16 protein-coding genes are annotated in these 17311 nt (G+C 73.0%); 4 read left to right on the top strand and 12 right to left on the bottom strand.

Annotated features, from left to right (window positions below):
* Window position 1 precedes the first annotated feature (1 nt).
* The 6 genes from hydA to ACZ60W_RS02735 all read right to left on the bottom strand — a co-directional run bounded on the left by hydA (window position 2) and on the right by ACZ60W_RS02735 (window position 6247).
* Window positions 2–1405 carry a dihydropyrimidinase gene (gene hydA / locus ACZ60W_RS02760; RefSeq protein ID WP_469753534.1) on the bottom strand — a complete coding sequence of 468 codons (1404 nt, stop codon included), beginning with the start codon at window positions 1403–1405 and terminating at the stop codon, window positions 2–4.
* 26 nt (window positions 1406–1431) lie between these two features.
* Window positions 1432–2712: an aspartate aminotransferase family protein gene (locus ACZ60W_RS02755; RefSeq protein WP_469753533.1), complete on the bottom strand. Its 1281-nt coding sequence runs from the start codon at window positions 2710–2712 to the stop codon at window positions 1432–1434.
* Window positions 2709–3551 carry a nitrilase-related carbon-nitrogen hydrolase gene (locus ACZ60W_RS02750; protein WP_469753532.1) on the bottom strand — a complete coding sequence of 281 codons (843 nt, stop codon included), beginning with the start codon at window positions 3549–3551 and terminating at the stop codon, window positions 2709–2711. The genes ACZ60W_RS02755 and ACZ60W_RS02750 overlap by 4 nt, the downstream gene beginning before the upstream one ends.
* A 246-nt stretch (window positions 3552–3797) precedes the next feature.
* Window positions 3798–5408: a UL36 very large tegument protein gene (locus ACZ60W_RS02745; protein ID WP_469753531.1), complete on the bottom strand. Its 1611-nt coding sequence runs from the start codon at window positions 5406–5408 to the stop codon at window positions 3798–3800.
* Window positions 5409–5515: 107 nt separating this feature from the next.
* Entirely contained in the window at window positions 5516–5896 is a 381-nt protein-coding gene (locus ACZ60W_RS02740) for a PPOX class F420-dependent oxidoreductase (RefSeq protein WP_469753530.1), read from the bottom strand.
* Window positions 5897–5995: 99 nt separating this feature from the next.
* Entirely contained in the window at window positions 5996–6247 is a 252-nt protein-coding gene (locus ACZ60W_RS02735) for a helix-turn-helix domain-containing protein (RefSeq protein ID WP_469753529.1), read from the bottom strand.
* A 32-nt stretch (window positions 6248–6279) separates the two neighbouring features.
* On the opposite strand from ACZ60W_RS02735, the gene map reads away from it, so the two are divergent.
* Complete coding sequence (gene map / locus ACZ60W_RS02730) at window positions 6280–7047, top strand: type I methionyl aminopeptidase (protein WP_469753528.1); 768 nt, start codon at window positions 6280–6282, stop codon at window positions 7045–7047.
* 119 nt (window positions 7048–7166) lie between these two features.
* Here map and ggt read toward each other — a convergent pair whose 3' ends face one another.
* On the bottom strand, window positions 7167–8984 hold the full coding sequence (gene ggt / locus ACZ60W_RS02725) for a gamma-glutamyltransferase (protein WP_469753527.1): 1818 nt from the start codon (window positions 8982–8984) through the stop codon (window positions 7167–7169).
* Window positions 8985–9088: 104 nt separating this feature from the next.
* Between ggt and ACZ60W_RS02720 the strand changes: the two genes are divergently transcribed.
* A complete protein-coding gene (locus ACZ60W_RS02720; RefSeq protein ID WP_469753526.1) occupies window positions 9089–9823 on the top strand; it encodes a hypothetical protein in 735 nt (244 codons plus the stop codon).
* Here the strand turns inward: ACZ60W_RS02720 and ACZ60W_RS02715 are convergent.
* Window positions 9789–11030 carry a cytochrome P450 gene (locus ACZ60W_RS02715; protein WP_469753525.1) on the bottom strand — a complete coding sequence of 414 codons (1242 nt, stop codon included), beginning with the start codon at window positions 11028–11030 and terminating at the stop codon, window positions 9789–9791. The genes ACZ60W_RS02720 and ACZ60W_RS02715 overlap by 35 nt on opposite strands.
* A gap of 132 nt (window positions 11031–11162) precedes the next feature.
* Here ACZ60W_RS02715 and ACZ60W_RS02710 point away from each other — a divergent pair, with 132 nt between their 5' ends.
* On the top strand, window positions 11163–12419 hold the full coding sequence (locus tag ACZ60W_RS02710) for a hypothetical protein (protein ID WP_469753524.1): 1257 nt from the start codon (window positions 11163–11165) through the stop codon (window positions 12417–12419).
* 90 nt (window positions 12420–12509) lie between these two features.
* A complete protein-coding gene (locus ACZ60W_RS02705) occupies window positions 12510–14066 on the top strand; it encodes a CocE/NonD family hydrolase (protein ID WP_469753523.1) in 1557 nt (518 codons plus the stop codon).
* Window positions 14067–14099: 33 nt separating this feature from the next.
* Here the strand turns inward: ACZ60W_RS02705 and ACZ60W_RS02700 are convergent, their stop codons facing one another.
* The 4 genes from ACZ60W_RS02700 to ACZ60W_RS02685 are packed head-to-tail and all read right to left on the bottom strand — an operon-like array spanning window position 14100 to window position 17309.
* A complete protein-coding gene (locus ACZ60W_RS02700) occupies window positions 14100–14960 on the bottom strand; it encodes an amino acid ABC transporter permease (RefSeq protein WP_469753522.1) in 861 nt (286 codons plus the stop codon).
* Window positions 14957–15601, bottom strand: a complete 645-nt coding sequence (locus ACZ60W_RS02695; protein ID WP_469753521.1) for an amino acid ABC transporter permease — start codon at window positions 15599–15601, stop codon at window positions 14957–14959. Before ACZ60W_RS02695 ends, ACZ60W_RS02700 begins: the two co-directional genes overlap by 4 nt.
* Before the next feature lie 32 nt (window positions 15602–15633).
* Window positions 15634–16548: a glutamate ABC transporter substrate-binding protein gene (locus ACZ60W_RS02690; RefSeq protein WP_469753520.1), complete on the bottom strand. Its 915-nt coding sequence runs from the start codon at window positions 16546–16548 to the stop codon at window positions 15634–15636.
* Between the two features lie 14 nt (window positions 16549–16562).
* Window positions 16563–17309 (bottom strand): amino acid ABC transporter ATP-binding protein, encoded by a 747-nt coding sequence (locus ACZ60W_RS02685; RefSeq protein WP_469753519.1) that lies wholly within the window; start codon window positions 17307–17309, stop codon window positions 16563–16565.
* Window positions 17310–17311: the final 2 nt, after the last annotated feature.

Below are 17311 nucleotides of genomic sequence, written 5' to 3'. Positions count from 1 at the left end.
CCTAGTTCAGGTACTGACAGGTGGAGCGGGGGGTGAAGACGCCGTGTCCGGCGCGACCGGTGAACTTCCGGTGGTCGATGACGAGTTCGCCGCGCGAGAGGACCGTCTCGACCTGGCCCGTGATCGTCTTCCCCTCGTACGCGGAGTAGTCGACGTTCATGTGGTGGGTGGACGCGGAGATCGTCTGGCGGGCGTGCGGGTCGTAGATGACGACGTCCGCGTCGGCGCCCGGCGCGATCGTCCCCTTCTGCGGGTGGAGACCGAACATCCGGGCCGGGGTGGCGCAGGCGATCTCGATCCAGCGGCGCCGGGAGATGCGCCCCTCCACGACGGCCTGGTGGAGGAGGTCCATGCGGTTCTCCACCCCGGGCAGGCCGTTGGGGATCTTGGAGAAGTCGCCGCGGCCGAGGTCCTTCTGGCCGGTGAAGCAGAAGGGGCAGTGGTCGGTGGAGACCACCTGGAGGTCGTCGGTGCGCAGACCGCGCCAGAGTGCGGCCTGGTGCTCCTTCGGCCTGAGCGGGGTGGAGCAGACGTACTTGGCGCCCTCGAAGCCCGGTTCGGCGAGGTTGTCGGTGGACAGGAAGAGGTACTGCGGGCAGGTCTCGCCGAAGACCGGGAGGCCCTTGTCGCGGGCGGCGGCGATCTCGGCGACGGCCTCCTCGGCGGAGACGTGGACGACGTAGAGGGGCGAACCGGCCACGCGGGAGAGCTGGATGGCGCGGTGGGTGGCCTCGGCCTCCAGGAGCGCCTTGCGGACCTCGCCGTGGTAGCGGGGGTCGGTCTCGCCGCGGGCGAGGGCCTGTTCGACGAGGACGTCGATGGCGATGCCGTTCTCGGCGTGCATCATGATCAGCCCGCCGTTGTCGGCGGAGCGCTGCATGGCGCGCAGGATCTGCCCGTCGTCGCTGTAGAAGACGCCGGGGTAGGCCATGAACAGCTTGAACGAGGAGATGCCCTCCTGGACGAGCCGGTCCATCTCCTTGAGCGTGTGCTCGTTGACGTCGGAGAGGATCATGTGGAACGCGTAGTCGATCGCGCAGTTGCCGTCGGCCTTCGCGTACCAGGTGTCGAGTCCCTCCCGCAGGCTCCGGCCGACGCTCTGCACGGCGAAGTCGACGATGGTGGTGGTGCCGCCCCACGCGGCGGCGCGGGTGCCGGTCTCGAAGGTGTCGGAGGCGGAGGTGCCGCCGAAGGGCAGCTCCATGTGCGTGTGGGCGTCGACGCCGCCGGGCAGCACGTAGCGGTCGGTGGCGTCGAGGATCCGGTCGGCGGTCCAGCCGGCCGCCACGTCCGAGCCGTGGGTTGCGAGGGCGACGACGCGGCCGTCCTCGATCAGCACGTCGGCGTGGACCTCGTCCGCGGCGGTGACGACGAGACCGCCCCTGATCAGGGTTCGGGTGCTCACGGGACTCTCCCTGCTTGAGGGGACGGTTACAGGGTCGCGAGTGCCTGTTCGAGGAGCGCGGCGCCCTCCTCGGCCTCGGCGACGGTGAGCGAGAGCGGCGGGGCGATGCGCAGGGTGCTCGTGTCGTGGCCGCCCCCCTTGCCGATGAGCAGGCCGTTCTCGCGCGCGGCCTCCAGGACGGCGGCGGCCGCGTCCGGGTTCGCCCGGTCGGTGCCCGGCTCCGTCAGCTCGATGCCGATCATCAGGCCGCGGCCGCGGACCTCGCGCACCTCGGGGACCCGGGCGCAGGCGGCGCGGACGCGTTCGATCAGGAGGCCGCCGACGCGGCGCGCGTTGCCCTGGAGGTCGTGTTCGAGCAGGTACGAGAGGTTGGCGAGGCCGGCGGCCATGGTGACCGGCGATCCGCCGAAGGTGGAGATGGAGTTGGCGTCGAGACAGTTCATGACCTCGGCGCGGGCGACGACACCGCCGACGGACATGCCGTTGCCGATGCCCTTGGCGAAGGTGAGGATGTCGGGCGGCCCGGCCTGGCCGTGCGCCTGCCAGCCCCAGAAGTGCTCGCCGGTGCGGCCCCAGCCGGTCTGCACCTCGTCGGCGATCCAGAGGATGCCGTGCCGGCCGAGGACGCGGCGGAAGGCGGCGTACAGCCCGTCGGGCGGGGAGGTGAAGCCGCCGACGCCCTGGATCGGTTCGGCGATCAGCGCGGCGACCTCGCGGGTGTGGCCGAGGAGGTCCTCGAGGTCGGCGACGCACGCCTCGATGAACCGGTCGTCGGTGAATCCGGCGTACGGGCCGCGGGTGCGGACACCGCCGTGCACGTAGAGGGTCTGCAGCGGCGAGAGCCCGGTGGGCGACCAGGAGCGGTTGCCGGTGATGCCGACGGTCGAGAAGGACCGGCCGTGGTAGCTGTTGCGCATCGCCAGGATCTGGTTCGAGCGGCGGTACGCGGTGGCGAGCAGCAGCGCCGTGTCGTTGGCCTCGGTGCCGGAGGTGGTGAAGAAGACGCGGGCGTCGGGGATGCCGGACAGGCCGGCGATCCGCTCGGCGAGCTCCACCATCGGCCGGTTGAGGTAGAGCGTCGAGGAGTGGATGATGCGTCCGGCCTGCTCGGCGACGGCCTTGGTGACCTCGGGCAGGGCGTGGGCGGTCATGGTGGTGAGGATGCCGCCGAAGAAGTCGAGGTACCTGCGCCCCTCGGCGTCCCAGACGTGCCGGCCCTCGCCGTGGGTGATCTCGATGGGGTCGCGGTAGTAGAGGGCGACCCAGTCGGGGATGACGGCCTTGTGCCGCTCGAAGAGACCGCTCACGGCTGCACCAGCCCGTCGTACGCGTCGGGGCGGCGGTCCCGGTAGAAGGCCCACTGCTGGCGCACCTGCTCGATGAGCCCGAAGTCGAGGTCGCGGACGACGAGTTCCTCGCTCTTGTCGGAGGCGGGCTCGCCGACGAAGCGGCCGCGCGGGTCGACGAAGTAGCTGGTGCCGTAGAAGTCGTTGTCGCCGTACTCCTCGACGCCGACGCGGTTGATCGCGGCGACGAAGTACTCGTTGGCGACGGCCGCGGCGGGCTGCTCCAGCTGCCAGAGGTAGGACGACAGGCCGCGATGGGTGGCCGACGGGTTGTAGACCAACTGCGCACCGTTGAGACCGAGTTGCCGCCACCCCTCGGGGAAGTGCCGGTCGTAGCAGATGTACACCCCGATCTTGCCGACGGCGGTGTCGAAGACCGGCCAGCCGGCGTTGCCCGGGCGGAAGTAGTACTTCTCCCAGAAGCCCTTGACCTGCGGGATGTGGTGCTTGCGGTACTTGCCGAGGTAGGAGCCGTCGGCGTCGATGACGGCGGCGGTGTTGTAGTAGAAGCCCTCGCTCTCGACCTCGAAGACGGGGACCACGATCACCATCCCGGTCTCGCGGGCGAGGTCGCGCATCCGGGAGACGGTGGGGCCGTCGGGGACGGGCTCGGCCCACCGGTAGTGCTCGGGCTCCTGGACCTGGCAGAAGTAGGGGGCGTTGAACACCTCCTGGAAGCCGATCACCTTGGCGCCCTGCCGGGCGGCCTCCCGGGCGTGTTCCTCGTGTTTGGCGATCATGGATTCGGTGTCGCCGGTCCAGGTCGCCTGGACGAGTGCGGCGCGTACGACGTCGGTCATGAGCTGCTCCTTCGGCACGGCGTCAGAGAGCCTCTACGCACGTAGACGCGATGCGTAGGAGGAGAACGTAAGCCCCGTCACACCCCGGAGCAAGACCACCGCAGCGAAGCGGCCGGGTCGATCATGTTTCATACCCGAGTGGTCCACGTCGGACACGTACCGACACGTACGGACCCATCCCGCGCCGCCCGAATGCTCGGGGCGACGGCCCGCCCGCCTCGGCGGAGCGCGGGACCCCCGACTCCGTCAGGCCCCCGCCAGGCCCGCCACCCGCAGGGCGTGGTGGACGTCGCGCTCGCGGGCGGCGGAGACGGCGCGGGCGGCGTCGAGGAGCCGGGGGACGAGGGTGCGGGGGTCCGCGGCGGCGAGGTGGGCGGCGTCCTCGGGGGTGCGGGCGCGGACGAAGGCGGTGAGCAGCGCGCGGGCCTCCCGGTCGTGGTGCTCGGCACGGAGGGCGGAACAGGCGCCGGCGAGCTCCTCCACCGGCCGGGCCACGCCCTGGCGCAGGAGGTGCTCGCAGTCGGCGGCCCGGCCGGCGTCGGCGAGCGCGCCGGCCACGGCCGCGAGCCGGCCTGGCGGCAGGGAGGCCGCCTCCCAGAGCAGGGTGGTCCAGTCGGCGCCGAGCCCGGCCCGGTGCAGCTCCGCGGCGAGGGCCGGCAGCCGGGCCGGCGGCCCTCCGAGCGCCTCGCACAGCAGGGCGTGCGCCTCGCCGCTGCGCCCCTGGGCGCGCAGCCGCCGCAGCGCGTAGACCGCGTTGGCCGCCGCCCGCACCGCCTCCGGATCGTCCGCCCCGGGCACCGCGGTCCGGCCGTCCGCCCCCGTCCCCTCGTCCGGCGCCGCTCCGCCGAACCGGGCGCCGCGCGGCACCGCGCCCCCGGCGGGGAGGACGACCGCCGCCTGCGCCTCGGTCGCCTCGTCGCCCTCCTCCAGCCAGGCGTACCGGGCGCCGCGGGGCCGCCGCTTGGCCTTCACCGCGGCCTCGGGAGCAGGAGACGGGGCGGATGCCGGACCCGACGCCTGGGCCGATGCCGGAGCCGAAGCCTGGGCCGATGCCGAATCCGACGCATGCGCCGATGCCGGAGCCGAAGCCTGGGCCGATGCCGAATCCGACGCATGCGCCGATGCCGGAGAGGAGGCCGGACCCGACGCCTGGGCCGACACCGGAGCCGGAGCGTACGCGTGCACCGGAGCGAATGCCGGTACCGGAGCGGGCGCCTGCGCCGCCGCGGACACCGCCGCCCGTCCGGTCTCGCGGCCTGTCGCGTGGCCGGTCTCGCGACCCGACTCGCGGCCCGTCTCGTCGCCGAAGCGCTCGGGGCCGAGCACGGGCCCCCTCGCCGCCTCCGGCGCCGGCGCCCCCTCGCCCAGGCCGGCGAGCCGGTGCGTCAGTTCCCGGACCCGGGCGAGCGCACGGGTGTGGTCGTCGCGGACCCAGGCGAGGTCGTGGCGCAGACGGGCGGCCTCGTCGGGCCCGGGAGGCGGGACGGCGCGGAGGCGGTCGTCGAGGTCGCGCGCGCGGGAGGCGGCGCGGCGGCGTTCGCGTTCCATGAGGGCCCGGCGTTCCGCGAGGGCGGCGGCGCCGCCGGGCCGGCGGTCGTGGGCGGCTGCCGCCGCCGCGTGGAGGGTGCGGCCCCGGGCGGCGAACGCTCCGCCGGCGGGTTCGCCGGCGTCCTGGAGGAGGGCTTCGACGACGTCCCAGGGGAGGATCTCCGTACCGGCGAAGCAGGCGCGCATCCCCGCCGGGTCGCGTTCGGCGAAGACTCCGTACCAGCCGGCGCCCGGACGCAGGCGCGGGGCCAGCTCCGTCAGCCACGCCGTGAAGGAACTGACTCCCGTGGGGAGTTGATACACCGTCATGCGTCACGCACCTGCCCCGCGGTCGACTGGAACCTTCCGGTCCGCGGACATTGGACCGCAGTCGTGTTACGGGACGACTACGGACCGTTTTCGGTGGGGTGCGCGGCTCAGAAGGTCACGACGATCCCGGTGTGCGGGCGCTTCCCCCGCCGGGCGATCATGGCGGGCACGTCGGTCAGCCAGAACTGCCAGGTGTACTTGCGCCGGAGCAGGCCGCGGATCCGGGTCAGCTCCTCCCCCGTGACGAGCCTCCCCTCGCCCTGGACGCGCTCGGCGCCCTCCGGGACGTTGCCGCGCACGTCGCAGACGGCGACGAGGACCCGGGCGTCGTTCCGCAGCCGCTTGACCTTCCAGGAGTCGGTGCGGGTCCAGGCGTACAGCTCGGAGCCCTCGACGGCGTACCAGACGGGGGTGGCGACGGGGGTGCCGTCCTTCCGGTAGGTGGTCAGGCTGACGTAGCGGCCGCGCCGCAGTTCCTCGGAGATCATGCCGGGAGCCTAAGCGGTGGCGCCGGCCGGACCCGGGCCGGGCGCGTCGACCGCGCCGCACCCGGGGCGGCTCCACCGGGTCCCGCCCGCGCGGGGGCGTCAGACGGGCACCGGGGTGCAGAGCGCGACGAGCTCGTCCATGGACAGGCCGAGGACGCCGGCGAGGGCGGCGACGGTGAAGAAGGCGGGTGTCGGGGCCCGGCCGGTCTCGATCTTGCGGAGGGTCTCGGCGGAGAGTCCGGCGGCCGCGGCGATCTCGGCCATGGACCGCTCGCCGCGCGCCGCGCGCAGGAGGACGCCGAGCCGCTCGCCGCGCTCGCGCTCTTCGGGGGTCAGGGGTGTGCGCACCATGACGCCATTCTAATACCGGTATAGTAATTGGCATGGTGGAGATCAAGACGAACGAATCCCTGGACGCGATGCGCGAGGCGGGACGGGTGGTCGCACGGGCCCTCGCCGCCGCCCGGGAGGTCGCGGCGCCCGGCGTCGCCCTGGCCGAACTCGACCGGGCCGCACGCGAGGTCCTGGCGGAGGCGGGCGCCGGCTCGCCCTTCCTGGGCTACCACCCGGAGTGGGCTCCGGTGCCGTTCCCGGCGGTCGTGTGCCTCTCGGTCAACGACGCGATCGTGCACGGCATCCCCGGCTCCGAGCGGCTGGCCGACGGCGACCTGGTGTCCGTCGACTGCGGGGCGGCGCTGGACGGCTGGGTCGGCGACGCGGCCGTCAGCTTCACGGTGGGCCGCGCCCGGCCGGAGGACACCCGTCTGATCGCCACGGCGGAGCGCGCCCTGGAGGCCGGCATCGCCGCCGCCGTCGTCGGCAACCGGATCGGCGACATCGCCCACGCCGTCGGCCGGGTCTGCCGGGAGGCGGGGTACGGCATCCCCGACGGCTTCGGCGGTCACGGCATCGGCCGCACCATGCACGAGGACCCGGGCGTCCCCAACGAGGGGCGCCCGGGCCGCGGCATGCGGCTCCGGCACGGCATGGCGCTGGCGATCGAGCCGATGCTCATCGGCGGCGGGACGGACGGCCACTACACGGCCCGCGACGGCTGGACCATCCGCACCCTCGACGGCTCGCGCGCCTCCCACGCCGAGCACACGGTCGCGATCACGGACGCCGGACCGCGGGTGCTGACCGCCCTGTAGCCGCCCGGCGCCCGCAGGGGAGGGCCGGCGGAAGGCCCTCGGCACCTCCGGGCCGAGGACGGCCCGGCCCCCCCCCGCCGGGGGACGACCCGTGGTCGCGCCGGCCGGCGGGGCGGGCCTCAGTCCCTGCCGTCGGCCGGCCGGACCACCATGGCCGAGCCGCCGCCGCGGCGGACCGTCTCCGCCGCGGCCAGCCAGCGGCCGTCGGGGAGACGCTGGACGCCGGTCGCGGCGCCGATCTCCGGGTTCTGCCGGAAACCGTGGCCGATGGCCTCCAGTTCGGTCCGCAGCGGGCTGTTCCACAGCGCCGGTTCGAGTTCGGTCGTCGCCTGGTTGCGCTGGCTGGCGCGGGGCGCGGCGATGGCGTCGACGAGCGGCAGGCCGCGGTCGACGACGCCGGTCAGCGTCTGGAGGACGGTGGTGATGATGGTCGCGCCGCCCGGGGAGCCGAGGGCGAGGACGGGCCGGTCGTGACGGTCGAGGACGATCGTCGGGGAGATCGAGGAGCGCGGCCGCTTGCCCGGGCCGGGCAGGTTCGGGTCGTGCACGGCCGGGTTCGCCGGGGCGAAGGAGAAGTCGGTCAGCTCGTTGTTGAGCAGGAAGCCGCGGCCGGGCACGGTGATGCCGCTGCCGCCCGTGGACTCGATGGTCAGGGTGTAGGCGACGGTGTTGCCCCACTTGTCGGCCACGGTCAGATGGGTCGTGTTCTCGCCCTCGTACGGGGTCGGGGCGGCGGTCCCGCCGCTCGCGCAGGGCACCGGGCTCGCGGGGTCGCCCGGCGGGAGGGGGCTGGCCAGGACGGCGTCGTCGCGGATCAGGCAGGCCCGGGAGTCGGCGAACCGCTGGGACAGCAGGCCCCGCGTGGGAACGGACTCGAACCCCGGGTCGCCGACCCAGCGGCCCCGGTCGGCGAAGGCGATCCGGCTGGCCTCGATGTACCGGTGCAGGTACCCGGCCTGCGAGGCGGCGGAGAGGTCGGTGCCCTCCAGGATGTTGAGCGCCTCGCCGACGCTCGTGCCACCGGAGGACGACGGCGCCATCCCGTACACGTCGAGACCGCGGTAGGACACCTTGGTGGGCTTGCGGAACTCCGTCCGGTACGCGGCGAGGTCACGTTCCGTCAGGCCACCGGGCCGGACGGTCCGGGTGGCGCCGTCGCGGACCGGGGGCGTGCGGACGGTGTTCACGATGTCCCGGGCGAGCGGCCCCCGGTAGAGGGCGCCGACGCCCTCGCGGCCGAGCTTCTCGTACGTACGGGCCAGGTCGGGGTTCTTGAACGCGGTGCCGACCACCGGCAGCTGCCCGCCCGGCAGGAAGAGCGCGGACGACGCCGGGAAGTCGCGGAAGCGGGCCTCGTTGGCGGCCGTCTGGGCGCGGAAGGTGGCGTCGACGGTGAAGCCCTGGCGGGCCAGGCGCTCGGCGGGCTCCAGGAGGGTGGAGAGCCGCCGGCTGCCCCAGGCGTCAAGGGCGGTCTGCCAGGTCGCCGGGGTGCCGGGGGTGCCGACGCCCAGACCGCTCGTCTGGCCCTCCTCGAAGGGGATCGGCTTCCCGTCCTCCACGAAGAGGTCCGCGCCGGCGGAGCGGGGCGCCGTCTCGCGCCCGTCGATCGTGTGGACGGTGCGGCTCTTCGCGTCGTAGTAGACGAGGTAGCCGCCTCCCCCGATGCCCGCCGAGTACGGCTCGGTGACGCCGAGGGCGGCCGCGACGGCGACGGCGGCGTCCACCGCGTTCCCGCCCTTGCGGAGCACCTCGACCCCGGCGGCCGAGGCGTCGGCGTCGACGCTGGCGACGGCCCCGCCGTACCCGACGGCGACGGGTTCCTTGACGGGTGGTGGCGGCGCGCTCGGCGGGGCCGGCGCCGGCGCGGCGGCGCCCATCGAGAGCACCGTCGCCGCGACGGCGAGTACGGAGACCTTCCCAGCGGCGGAGCGACGCATTCCTACCTCCAGTCAACAACCGTCCGCGCAGCGTAACTTCCGTCCGCCCGATCCGTCAGGACCGCCTCGAACAAGGGACCGGTCGGCCGCTACCATGCCCGCCCATGAACGAAGACGTGCGGAACATCGTGCTCGGAGTCCTGGCGACCGGGGTCAGCGCCTCCCTCGGCTGGCTGTCCCGCACCTACCTCTGGCGGCGCAGGCTCCGCCGCAAGCAGGCGTTCTTCGGCCTGCCGGGCGGCTCGGAGTGCCTGCTCGTGGTGAACCGTCTGGCAGGCAGCGAGCGCAGCGTGCACGCCACCGACGTCTCGGCGCTCATCGAACTGTCGGCGCTGATCAAGGACTGCGGGGCAAGACCCCGCATCGTGCAGCACGACACAGCCCGTCAGGGACTGGGGGATGTGGCGGAGTTCTGCATCGGCGGCCCCTACTCCAATCGGCGCATGGCAGCCCATCTGCCGAACCTTCTGCCGGGAGTCACGATGAACGTCGAGCAGGAACCGATCGAGGACCGGGGGATGCTCACCGTGGCGGGCGAGAACTACCGCGCGGAGTGGGGAGTGAGCGAATACGTCGTCCTCGCCCGCGTCACCCGCGGCGAGGGCGTTCGGCCCGTGTTCCTGCTCTGCGGCCAGGCCGCGATAACCAATCAGGCCGCTGCGAGACATCTGGCCCGCCACTACAAGGAGCTGGCCGGCACGTACGGGACGGACGGCTCCTTCGTCCTGCTTCTGAAGGTGGTCAACACCCAGGCGTACGGCCCCGACGTCGTGGAGCTCGTCGCCGACGTCACGCGGACCGCGCTCACGGCTCCCGCAGCCGCACCGGCAGCGACTTGATCCCGTTGACGAAGTTGGACACGAGCCTGCGGGGCGGTCCGGCGAGGGTCACTCCCCCGCAGGTCCGCCGCACCTCCTCATAGAGCACCGTGAGCTGGAGCCGGGCGAAGTGGGCGCCGAGGCAGACGTGCGGGCCGTCGCCGAAGGAGACGTGCGGGTTCGGCGTCCGGGCCAGGTCGAGGCGGTGTGGCTCGGCGAAGACGCGCTCGTCGTGGTTGGCGGAGGCGTGGAAGACGACGACCTTGTCGCCGGCGCGGACGGGCTGCCCGGCCAGTTCGGTGTCGCGGTTCGCCGTGCGGCGGAACGACAGCACCGGCGGGTGCACGCGCAGGAGTTCGTCCACCGCCGTCTCCAGGGACACCTCGCCGTTCCAGAGCCGCCGCTGTTCGCCCGGGTGCCCGGCCAGCGCGAGGAGGCCGCCGGGGGCGGCGCTGCGGACCGTGTCGTTTCCCGCGACGGTCAGCAGGAAGAAGAACATCTCCAGTTCCGCGTCGGCGAGTTCGGAGGTGGCCAGGGAGGTCATGACGTCGTCGGCGGGATGCGAGCGCTTGTACGCGGCGAGGTCCTGGGCGTAGGCGAACATCTCGGCGAGCATGGCCGGCGACCGCGGGTTGACCGGCCGGCCCGCGGCGTCCAGGACGGGCGGCTCGTCGGGGTCCTGGTAGGCGATGACCCGCTCGGTCCAGGTGTGGAGCAGCCCGCGGTCGCTCGCGGGCACGCCGAGCAGATCGGTGAGGTTGAGGAGCGCGTAGTCGTCGGTGACCGTCCTGACGAGGTCCACCGCGCCGCCGTCCGCGACCGCCTCGGCAAGGAGTCCGGCGGCCCTCTCGCGCGCGGTCGCCGTGAACCGCGCGATCCTTCCCGGCGTGAACGCGCGGCTCACCAGCCGCCTCAGCCGCCCGTGCTCCGGCGGGTCCTGATTGAGCATCATGCGCCGGATGAAGGGCAGGTCGGCGGGGTCAGGGTCGCGGATCTGGGTCGCGCCGAGGTGCGAGGAGTACGTCCCGGAGTCCTTCAGCACCCGCACCACGTCGGCGTGCCGGGTGACGGCCCAGAAGCCGGGACCGGCGGGCCAGCCCAGGATCTCGGGCTCCGTCTGACGGGCGACGGGGGCGTGGTCGCGCAGGGCGCGGAAGCGGTCGTGCGGGATGCCGGTCGCGTAGAGCCGGGGGTCGAAGACGTCCGGTGCGCCGCTGGTGTCCCCCACCGTGCCTCCCGCCCGCAGTCCCCAGGGGTGATGACGTCACCATCATGACAGGTCAGAGGCGGTTTTCGTAGGACCGATCGCACACTTCGGAAGCCTGGTCCGCGGCCGTGACCGGCCCTCAGAATCTCCGTCATGAATCACTCCGAGAACGTCGATCACGATGCGGTGCTGAGGGCGCGGACGATGCTGCTCGGATCCGACCGGCTGAGCCGGGCGGACGAGGTCGAGGCGTACCGGGTGCTGTCGCGGGTGAGCCCGGCGGCCTATCTCCCGAAGCTGGCCTCCGCGTTGACCTCGTACGGCTGCGAGGTGGCACGCAGGGGGCGCCCCGAGCTGGAGCCGGCGCTGACGGCCGAGGCGGTGGAGGCCGCACGGCGCATCGGCGCCGGCGAACCGAACCGGGCGGGGGCGCTCCAGGAGGCCCTCTGGTTCCACCAGCGCGCGCTCTTCGCCGCCGGGCGGCGGGCCGACGGGTGGGCGGCGTGCCAGGAGATGGCCGAGGCCGGACGGGCCGCCTTCGAAGGCGGGATCGCAGGGCACCCCCTCGCCGGGCAGGGGCGGCTGGCGAACGTGCTGGCGGAGGAGGGACGCCACGGGGAAGCGGCGGAGGTCCTCGGGCGCGCCGCCGCCGCGGGGCGGCCGCCGGCCACCTTCGACGGCGCCGTCCAGTGGGCGGCGGAGCTGGCGGCGGCCGGGCGGCACGGAGAGGCGGCGGACGCGCTGGCGGGCCCCCTCGACGCCACGCGGAGGGGGGTCGAGGACGGATCGCTCACCGCGGCCCGGCTGGTGTGGGAGCTGACGCACCGCGCCGGGGCGCTGGACGCCGCCGGACGCCCCGAGGAGGCGGGGGCGGACCGGCGGGAGGCCCTCGGGGTGCTCGGGCGGCTCGCGGAGTCCGGTGAGATCACGACGCGCGGCTCCGGCTCCTCCTGGGTGACCCTGCTCGCCCTGGCCTGCCGGACGGAGGAGCCCGCGGCGTCCCGGGACGCACCGCTGCCGCCGTTCGGCGCCGACCTGCACGAGTGGTCGCCGGACACCCGGGACGCCTACCTCGCCGCGATCCCCGCCCTGCGCGCGGAGGCGACGCGGCCGGCCGGGGCCGGCCCCTCACGGGAGGCCCTGTCGGCCCATCGCCGCCTGACGGCGCGGTCCGCCGCGCGCTGGGACGACGGGCCCCGCCACCCGGGGCTGGAGGAGTCGCTCCGCCCCCTCTTCGACGAGGGGGTGGCCCTGGCGCGCTCCGTCCCGCCCGGCCGGGGCGCCCTCGCCCGGGCGCTGACGGACCGGGCGATGTTCCTGGTCGCCGCGGGGCGGTTCGGGGACGCCCTGACGGATCTGACGGAGGCCGGCACCCTCCGCGCCTCGGATCCAATCGTTACCCGTGCGTAACATACCGACCGGTTACCACGGGTAAGTCTGGCCGGTTACCGTCGGGTCACTTTCACTGCCCCCCATCAGTGCCCCAGTGAGGAGTGACCCGTGCGTACATCCCTGGTCCTCGCCGTCTCGGCCGCCCTCGTGGCCGGGACGGCGCTCGGACTCGCGCCCGGCGCGCAGGCCGCGGAGGCCGCCGCCACCGGACGGAGCGGCGTCCGGTTCGTCGACATCGCCGGCGACGGCGGCACCGTCCTCAAGGCGAACGTCGTCACCCCCGCCGGCGGCGGCGCCCACCCCCTGATCGTGCTCCCCACCAGCTGGGCGATGCCGCAGATCGAGTACCTGGCGCAGGCCGAGCGGCTCGCCGAGTCCGGCTACGTGGTGGTGAGCTACAACTCGCGCGGCTTCTGGCAGTCCGGCGGCGAGATCGAGACGGCGGGGCCCAAGGACGTCGCCGACGCGTCGAAGGTCATCGACTGGGCCCTGGCGAACACCCCCTCGGACCCGGACCACATCGGCATGGCGGGGGTGAGCTACGGCGCCGGCATCAGCCTGCTCGCCGCCGCCCACGACCCACGGGTGAAGGCCGTCGCCGCCCTGAGCGGCTGGGCGGACCTGATCGATTCCATCTACAGCGGGCGCACCCAGCACCTCCAGGCCGCCGCGCTGCTCGGCGGCGCCGGCTACCTCACGGGCCGCCCCGGGTCCGAACTCCAGCAGATCCTGGGCGACTTCCTCTCGTCGAACCTCGACAAGGAGGACGAGATGATCGCCTGGGGAAGGACCCGGTCACCCGCCGCGTACCTGGACCGGATCAACGCCAACGGCGCCGCGATCATGCTCGGCAACGCGTGGGGCGACACGATCTTCCCGCCCAACCAGTACGCGAGCTTCTACGAGAAGCTCACCGGCCCCAAGCGGCTGGAGTTCCGCCCCGGCGACCACGCCACCGCCGAGGCCACCGGCCTGTTCGGACTCCCCAACGACACCTGGACCAGCGCCCACCGCTGGTTCGACCGGTACCTCAAGGGCGACGACAACGGCATCGACCGTGAGCAGCCCGTCCAGCTCAAGTCCCGTTCCACCGGCGGCTACGAGGGCTACGCCGACTGGAAGTCGGTCAACGCGGACCAGCGGAAGTTCGCCCTCGGCGGCACGCAGCGGATCCTGGCGAACGTCGACTCCGGCGCCAACGGCGGCATCACCCTGCTCACCAACGCCCTGGACCAGTTCCTGCGCACCCCGCCCGTCGTGTCCGTCCCGCTGGTCCCCCGCGCCTTCGCCGGCGTCTGGCAGTCCGAGCGGTACGACACCGCGCAGCGGGTGCGCGGCACGGCCCGGGTGCACACCACGGTGACCTCGACCAGGGAGAGCGGCACCCTCGTCGCCTACCTCTACGACGTCGGTCCGCTCGGACTCGGCAAGCTCGTCAGCAACGCCCCGTACACCTTCCACGACCGCACCCCGGGGCAGCCGTTCGCCGTCGACCTGGAGCTGTTCTCCACGGCGTACGACGTGCCCGCCGGGCACCGCCTCGCCCTGGTCGTCGACACCGTCGACCCGCTGTACATCGAGCACAACCCGACCGGCGCGCAGCTGACCTTCTCCTCCCCGTCGGCCGACCCGTCGTACGTGTCGGTGCCTCTGCGGCGGGAGTGATCACCGGCTGCTGCCGGGCGGGCGCCACACCGGCTACCGCTCTCCCGGCAGCAGCGTTCCCGGTGCGGCCGGAGCGACGTCCACGGCCTTCGTCCTCGGGCTGCGGCGCTCCCTGCGCGCCACCCAGCCGGCGAACCAGGAGAGCAGCATGCACATCCCGATGTAGATCGGCGAGATGACCAGCACGACGGGGATGAACGGCAGGTCGTAGTCGAGGTTCGACGCGATCAGCTTGCCGGCGTGCAGGAACTCCTCGTAGGTGATGAGGAATCCGAGCGAGGTGTCCTTCAGGGCGACCACCAGCTGGCTGATGATGGCGGGCAGCATGGCGCGGACGGCCTGGGGCACCAGGACGTAGGTCATGACCTGGGTCTTGCGCATGCCGAGCGCGTACGCCGCCTCGCCCTGGCCGCGCGCGACGGCGTGGACGCCGGTCCGGAACACCTCGGCGAGCACGGAGCCGTTGTAGAGGGTCAGTCCGGCGACGAGCGCGGGCAGCGGCTGCACCTTGAGCGCCACGAAGATGAAGAAGATCATGACCAGCACGGGCATGGCGCGGAAGAACTCGACGACGACGGTCGAGATCCACCGCAGGACCCGGTGTTCGGAGAGGCGGCCGGCGGCGAGGAGCCCGCCGAGCGCCAGGGAGAGCACCGAGGCGTAGGCGAACGCCTTGAGGGTGTTGCCGAGCCCGCGGAGCAGCAGCTCCTGGATGCCCTCGTAGGCGAAGGGTCCCCACTTGGTGGCGGTGAACTGGTCGGTGTCGAAGAGGAGATGGAGGATCCAGGCGGCCAGCGCGAGGATGACCACGGTGGACACGAGGCCGTAGACGAGGTGGCGCCGCCGGGCGTGCGGCCCGGGGACGTCGTAGAGGGCGGTGGACTCGACGGTCATCGGGCGACTCCCCAGCGCTGCTCCATGACGTGGAAGAGGGCGCTGATGGTGAGGGTGATGATCAGGTAGCCGACGGCGATCCAGACGAACGTCCACACGATGTCGTAGCCGAGTTCGCTCAGCGTCTTGTAGGTGCCGAGGAGTTCGGTGACGCTGAACGCGCCCGCGATCGCGGAGTTCTTGGCGAGGGCGATGAGGGTGGAGCCGATGGGCGGGATGACGGTGCGGAACGCCTGGGGCAGGACGACGGTGGAGAGGGTCTGGGTGAAGCTCATGCCGAGGCTGCGGGCCGCCTCGCCCTGTCCGCGGGGCACGGTGTTGATGCCGGAGCGCAGCGCCTCGCAGACGAAGGCGGAGGTGTAGCAGCCGAGCGCGAGGACCGCGAACACCTCGAAGGGCAGGACGAGTCCGAAGCGCGGCAGGCCGAGCATGACCGCGAAGAAGAGCAGAGTCAGCGGGGTGTTGCGCAGGACGGTGACCCAGACCGTGCCGAACACCCGGAAGGAGCCCACGGGCGCCACCCTGAAGGACGCCATGACGAAGCCCAGGACGAGGGCGAGCGCGGAGGCGTAGACGGTGAGTTCGACGGTGCCGAGGAAGCCCTCTCCGTAGAGCGCGAAGTTGTCGGTCAGGACGTCCATGACGGTGACTCCCTGTCGGAGGCGGCTCCGGGTCAGCCCGCCGGGTAGCGGTCGATGGCGGGCGGGCGCGGGGCGGGGACCCCGGAGAGGCCGAGGGTCGCGTCGTACGCCTTTTTCCAGTCGCCGTTCTTCTCGTGGACGGCGAGGGCGTCGTCGAGCGCGAGGCGGAGCGCGGTGTCGTCGCGGGGGACGCCGATGCCGTAGGGCTCCTCGGAGAACGGCTTCCCGGCGAGCTTGAGTTCGTCGGGGACCTTGGCGGCGTAGCCCATGAGGATCGTGTCGTCGGTGCTGACGGCGTCGACCTGGTAGGTCAGCAGGTTGTCCACGCAGACGGAGTAGCTGTCGTAGGCGACGAGGTCGGCCTTCGGATAGTCCTTCTCGATGCGCTGGTACGGGGTGGATCCGGCGGCCGAGCAGACGCGCCGGCCGTCGAGGTCCTGCGGTCCGTGGATGTCGTTCTCGTCGGTGCGGACCAGCAGGGACTGGCCGGCCAGGTAGTACGGTCCGGCGAAGCCGACGAGCTTCTTGCGGTTGTCGTTGATGGTGTACGTGCCGACGTAGTAGTCGATCTGTCCGTTCTGCAGGGCGGTCTCGCGGTTGGCGGAGGCGACGGTGCGGAACTCGACGCCGGCCGGGTCGAAGCCCAGGGAGGCGGCCGTCATCCGGGCGATCTCGATGTCGAAGCCCGAGTAGCGGCCGGTGGCCGGGTCCCTCTCGCCCATGTACGGCTGGTCCTCCTTGGCTCCGACGACGAGGCGGCCACGCTCCTTCGCCCGCCTCCAGGTGGGCGAGTCCGGCAGGGTGAAGCCCGACGGGACCCGGTAGACGGGGAGTTGGTCGGGCTGGGGACCCTTGACGGGCGGGCTGCCCTCCTTGCCGCAGCCGCCGAGCGCCGCCACGGCGAGCAGCAGGGCGAGGGCGGCCAGGGTCCGGCGCGTGCGCTGCATGGTGGCCTCCCCGGTCAGTGCTTGAGGATCTTGGCGAGGAAGTCCTTGGCGCGGTCGCTGCGCGGGGAGGTGAAGAACTCCTCCGGGGTGCGGTCCTCGACGATCTTCCCGTCGGCCATGAAGACGACGCGGTCGGCGGCGGAGCGGGCGAAGCCCATCTCGTGGGTGACGACGACCATCGTCATGCCGTCCCGGGCCAGCTGCTGCATGACCTCCAGGACCTCGTTGATCATCTCGGGGTCGAGCGCCGAGGTCGGCTCGTCGAAGAGCATCACCTTCGGGTCCATCGCCAGCGCGCGGGCGATCGCCACGCGCTGCTGCTGACCGCCGGAGAGCTGCGCCGGGTACTTGTCGGCGTGCCCGGCGAGACCGACGCGGTCGAGGAGCGCGCGCGAACGGCGGTCGGCCTCCTCCCTGCCGCGCCTGCGGACCTTGATCTGCGCGAGGGAGACGTTGGCCAGGACCGACTTGTGCGCGAAGAGGTTGAACGACTGGAAGACCATGCCCACCTCGGCGCGCAGCCGCGCGAGGGCCTTGCCCTCCTCGGGCAGCGGCCGGCCGCCGATGACGATCTCGCCCGACTCGACGCTCTCCAGCCGGTTCATCGCCCGGCAGAGGGTGGACTTGCCCGATCCCGAGGGGCCGATCACGACGACGACCTCGCCGCGTCCGACGGTGAGGTCGATGGAGTGGAGGACGTGCAGCGCGCCGTAGTGCTTGTTGACGCCACGCAGTTCGATCAGCGGATCGGCGACGGCCATGC

This window comes from Streptomyces sp. NPDC104202 (assembly GCF_055584185.1).
The sequence above is the reverse complement of the archived record's forward strand: the minus strand, read 5'-3'. Positions and strand labels throughout refer to the sequence as shown.

Bases quoted from the DNA above. Each gene is read 5' to 3' on its own strand.
- ACZ60W_RS02750 (WP_469753532.1), bottom strand. From the start codon at position 3,551: ATGACCGACGTCGTACGCGCCGCACTCGTCCAGGCGACCTGGACCGGC.
- ACZ60W_RS02735 (WP_469753529.1), bottom strand. From the start codon at position 6,247: ATGGTGCGCACACCCCTGACCCCCGAAGAGCGCGAGCGCGGCGAGCGG.
- ACZ60W_RS02695 (WP_469753521.1), bottom strand. From the start codon at position 15,601: ATGGACGTCCTGACCGACAACTTCGCGCTCTACGGAGAGGGCTTCCTC.
- ACZ60W_RS02710 (WP_469753524.1), top strand. From the start codon at position 11,163: ATGAATCACTCCGAGAACGTCGATCACGATGCGGTGCTGAGGGCGCGG.
- ACZ60W_RS02690 (WP_469753520.1), bottom strand. From the start codon at position 16,548: ATGCAGCGCACGCGCCGGACCCTGGCCGCCCTCGCCCTGCTGCTCGCC.
- ACZ60W_RS02685 (WP_469753519.1), bottom strand. From the start codon at position 17,309: ATGGCCGTCGCCGATCCGCTGATCGAACTGCGTGGCGTCAACAAGCAC.
- ACZ60W_RS02745 (WP_469753531.1), bottom strand. From the start codon at position 5,408: ATGACGGTGTATCAACTCCCCACGGGAGTCAGTTCCTTCACGGCGTGG.
- map (WP_469753528.1), top strand. From the start codon at position 6,280: ATGGTGGAGATCAAGACGAACGAATCCCTGGACGCGATGCGCGAGGCG.
- ACZ60W_RS02700 (WP_469753522.1), bottom strand. From the start codon at position 14,960: ATGACCGTCGAGTCCACCGCCCTCTACGACGTCCCCGGGCCGCACGCC.
- ggt (WP_469753527.1), bottom strand. From the start codon at position 8,984: ATGCGTCGCTCCGCCGCTGGGAAGGTCTCCGTACTCGCCGTCGCGGCG.
- ACZ60W_RS02720 (WP_469753526.1), top strand. From the start codon at position 9,089: ATGAACGAAGACGTGCGGAACATCGTGCTCGGAGTCCTGGCGACCGGG.
- ACZ60W_RS02740 (WP_469753530.1), bottom strand. From the start codon at position 5,896: ATGATCTCCGAGGAACTGCGGCGCGGCCGCTACGTCAGCCTGACCACC.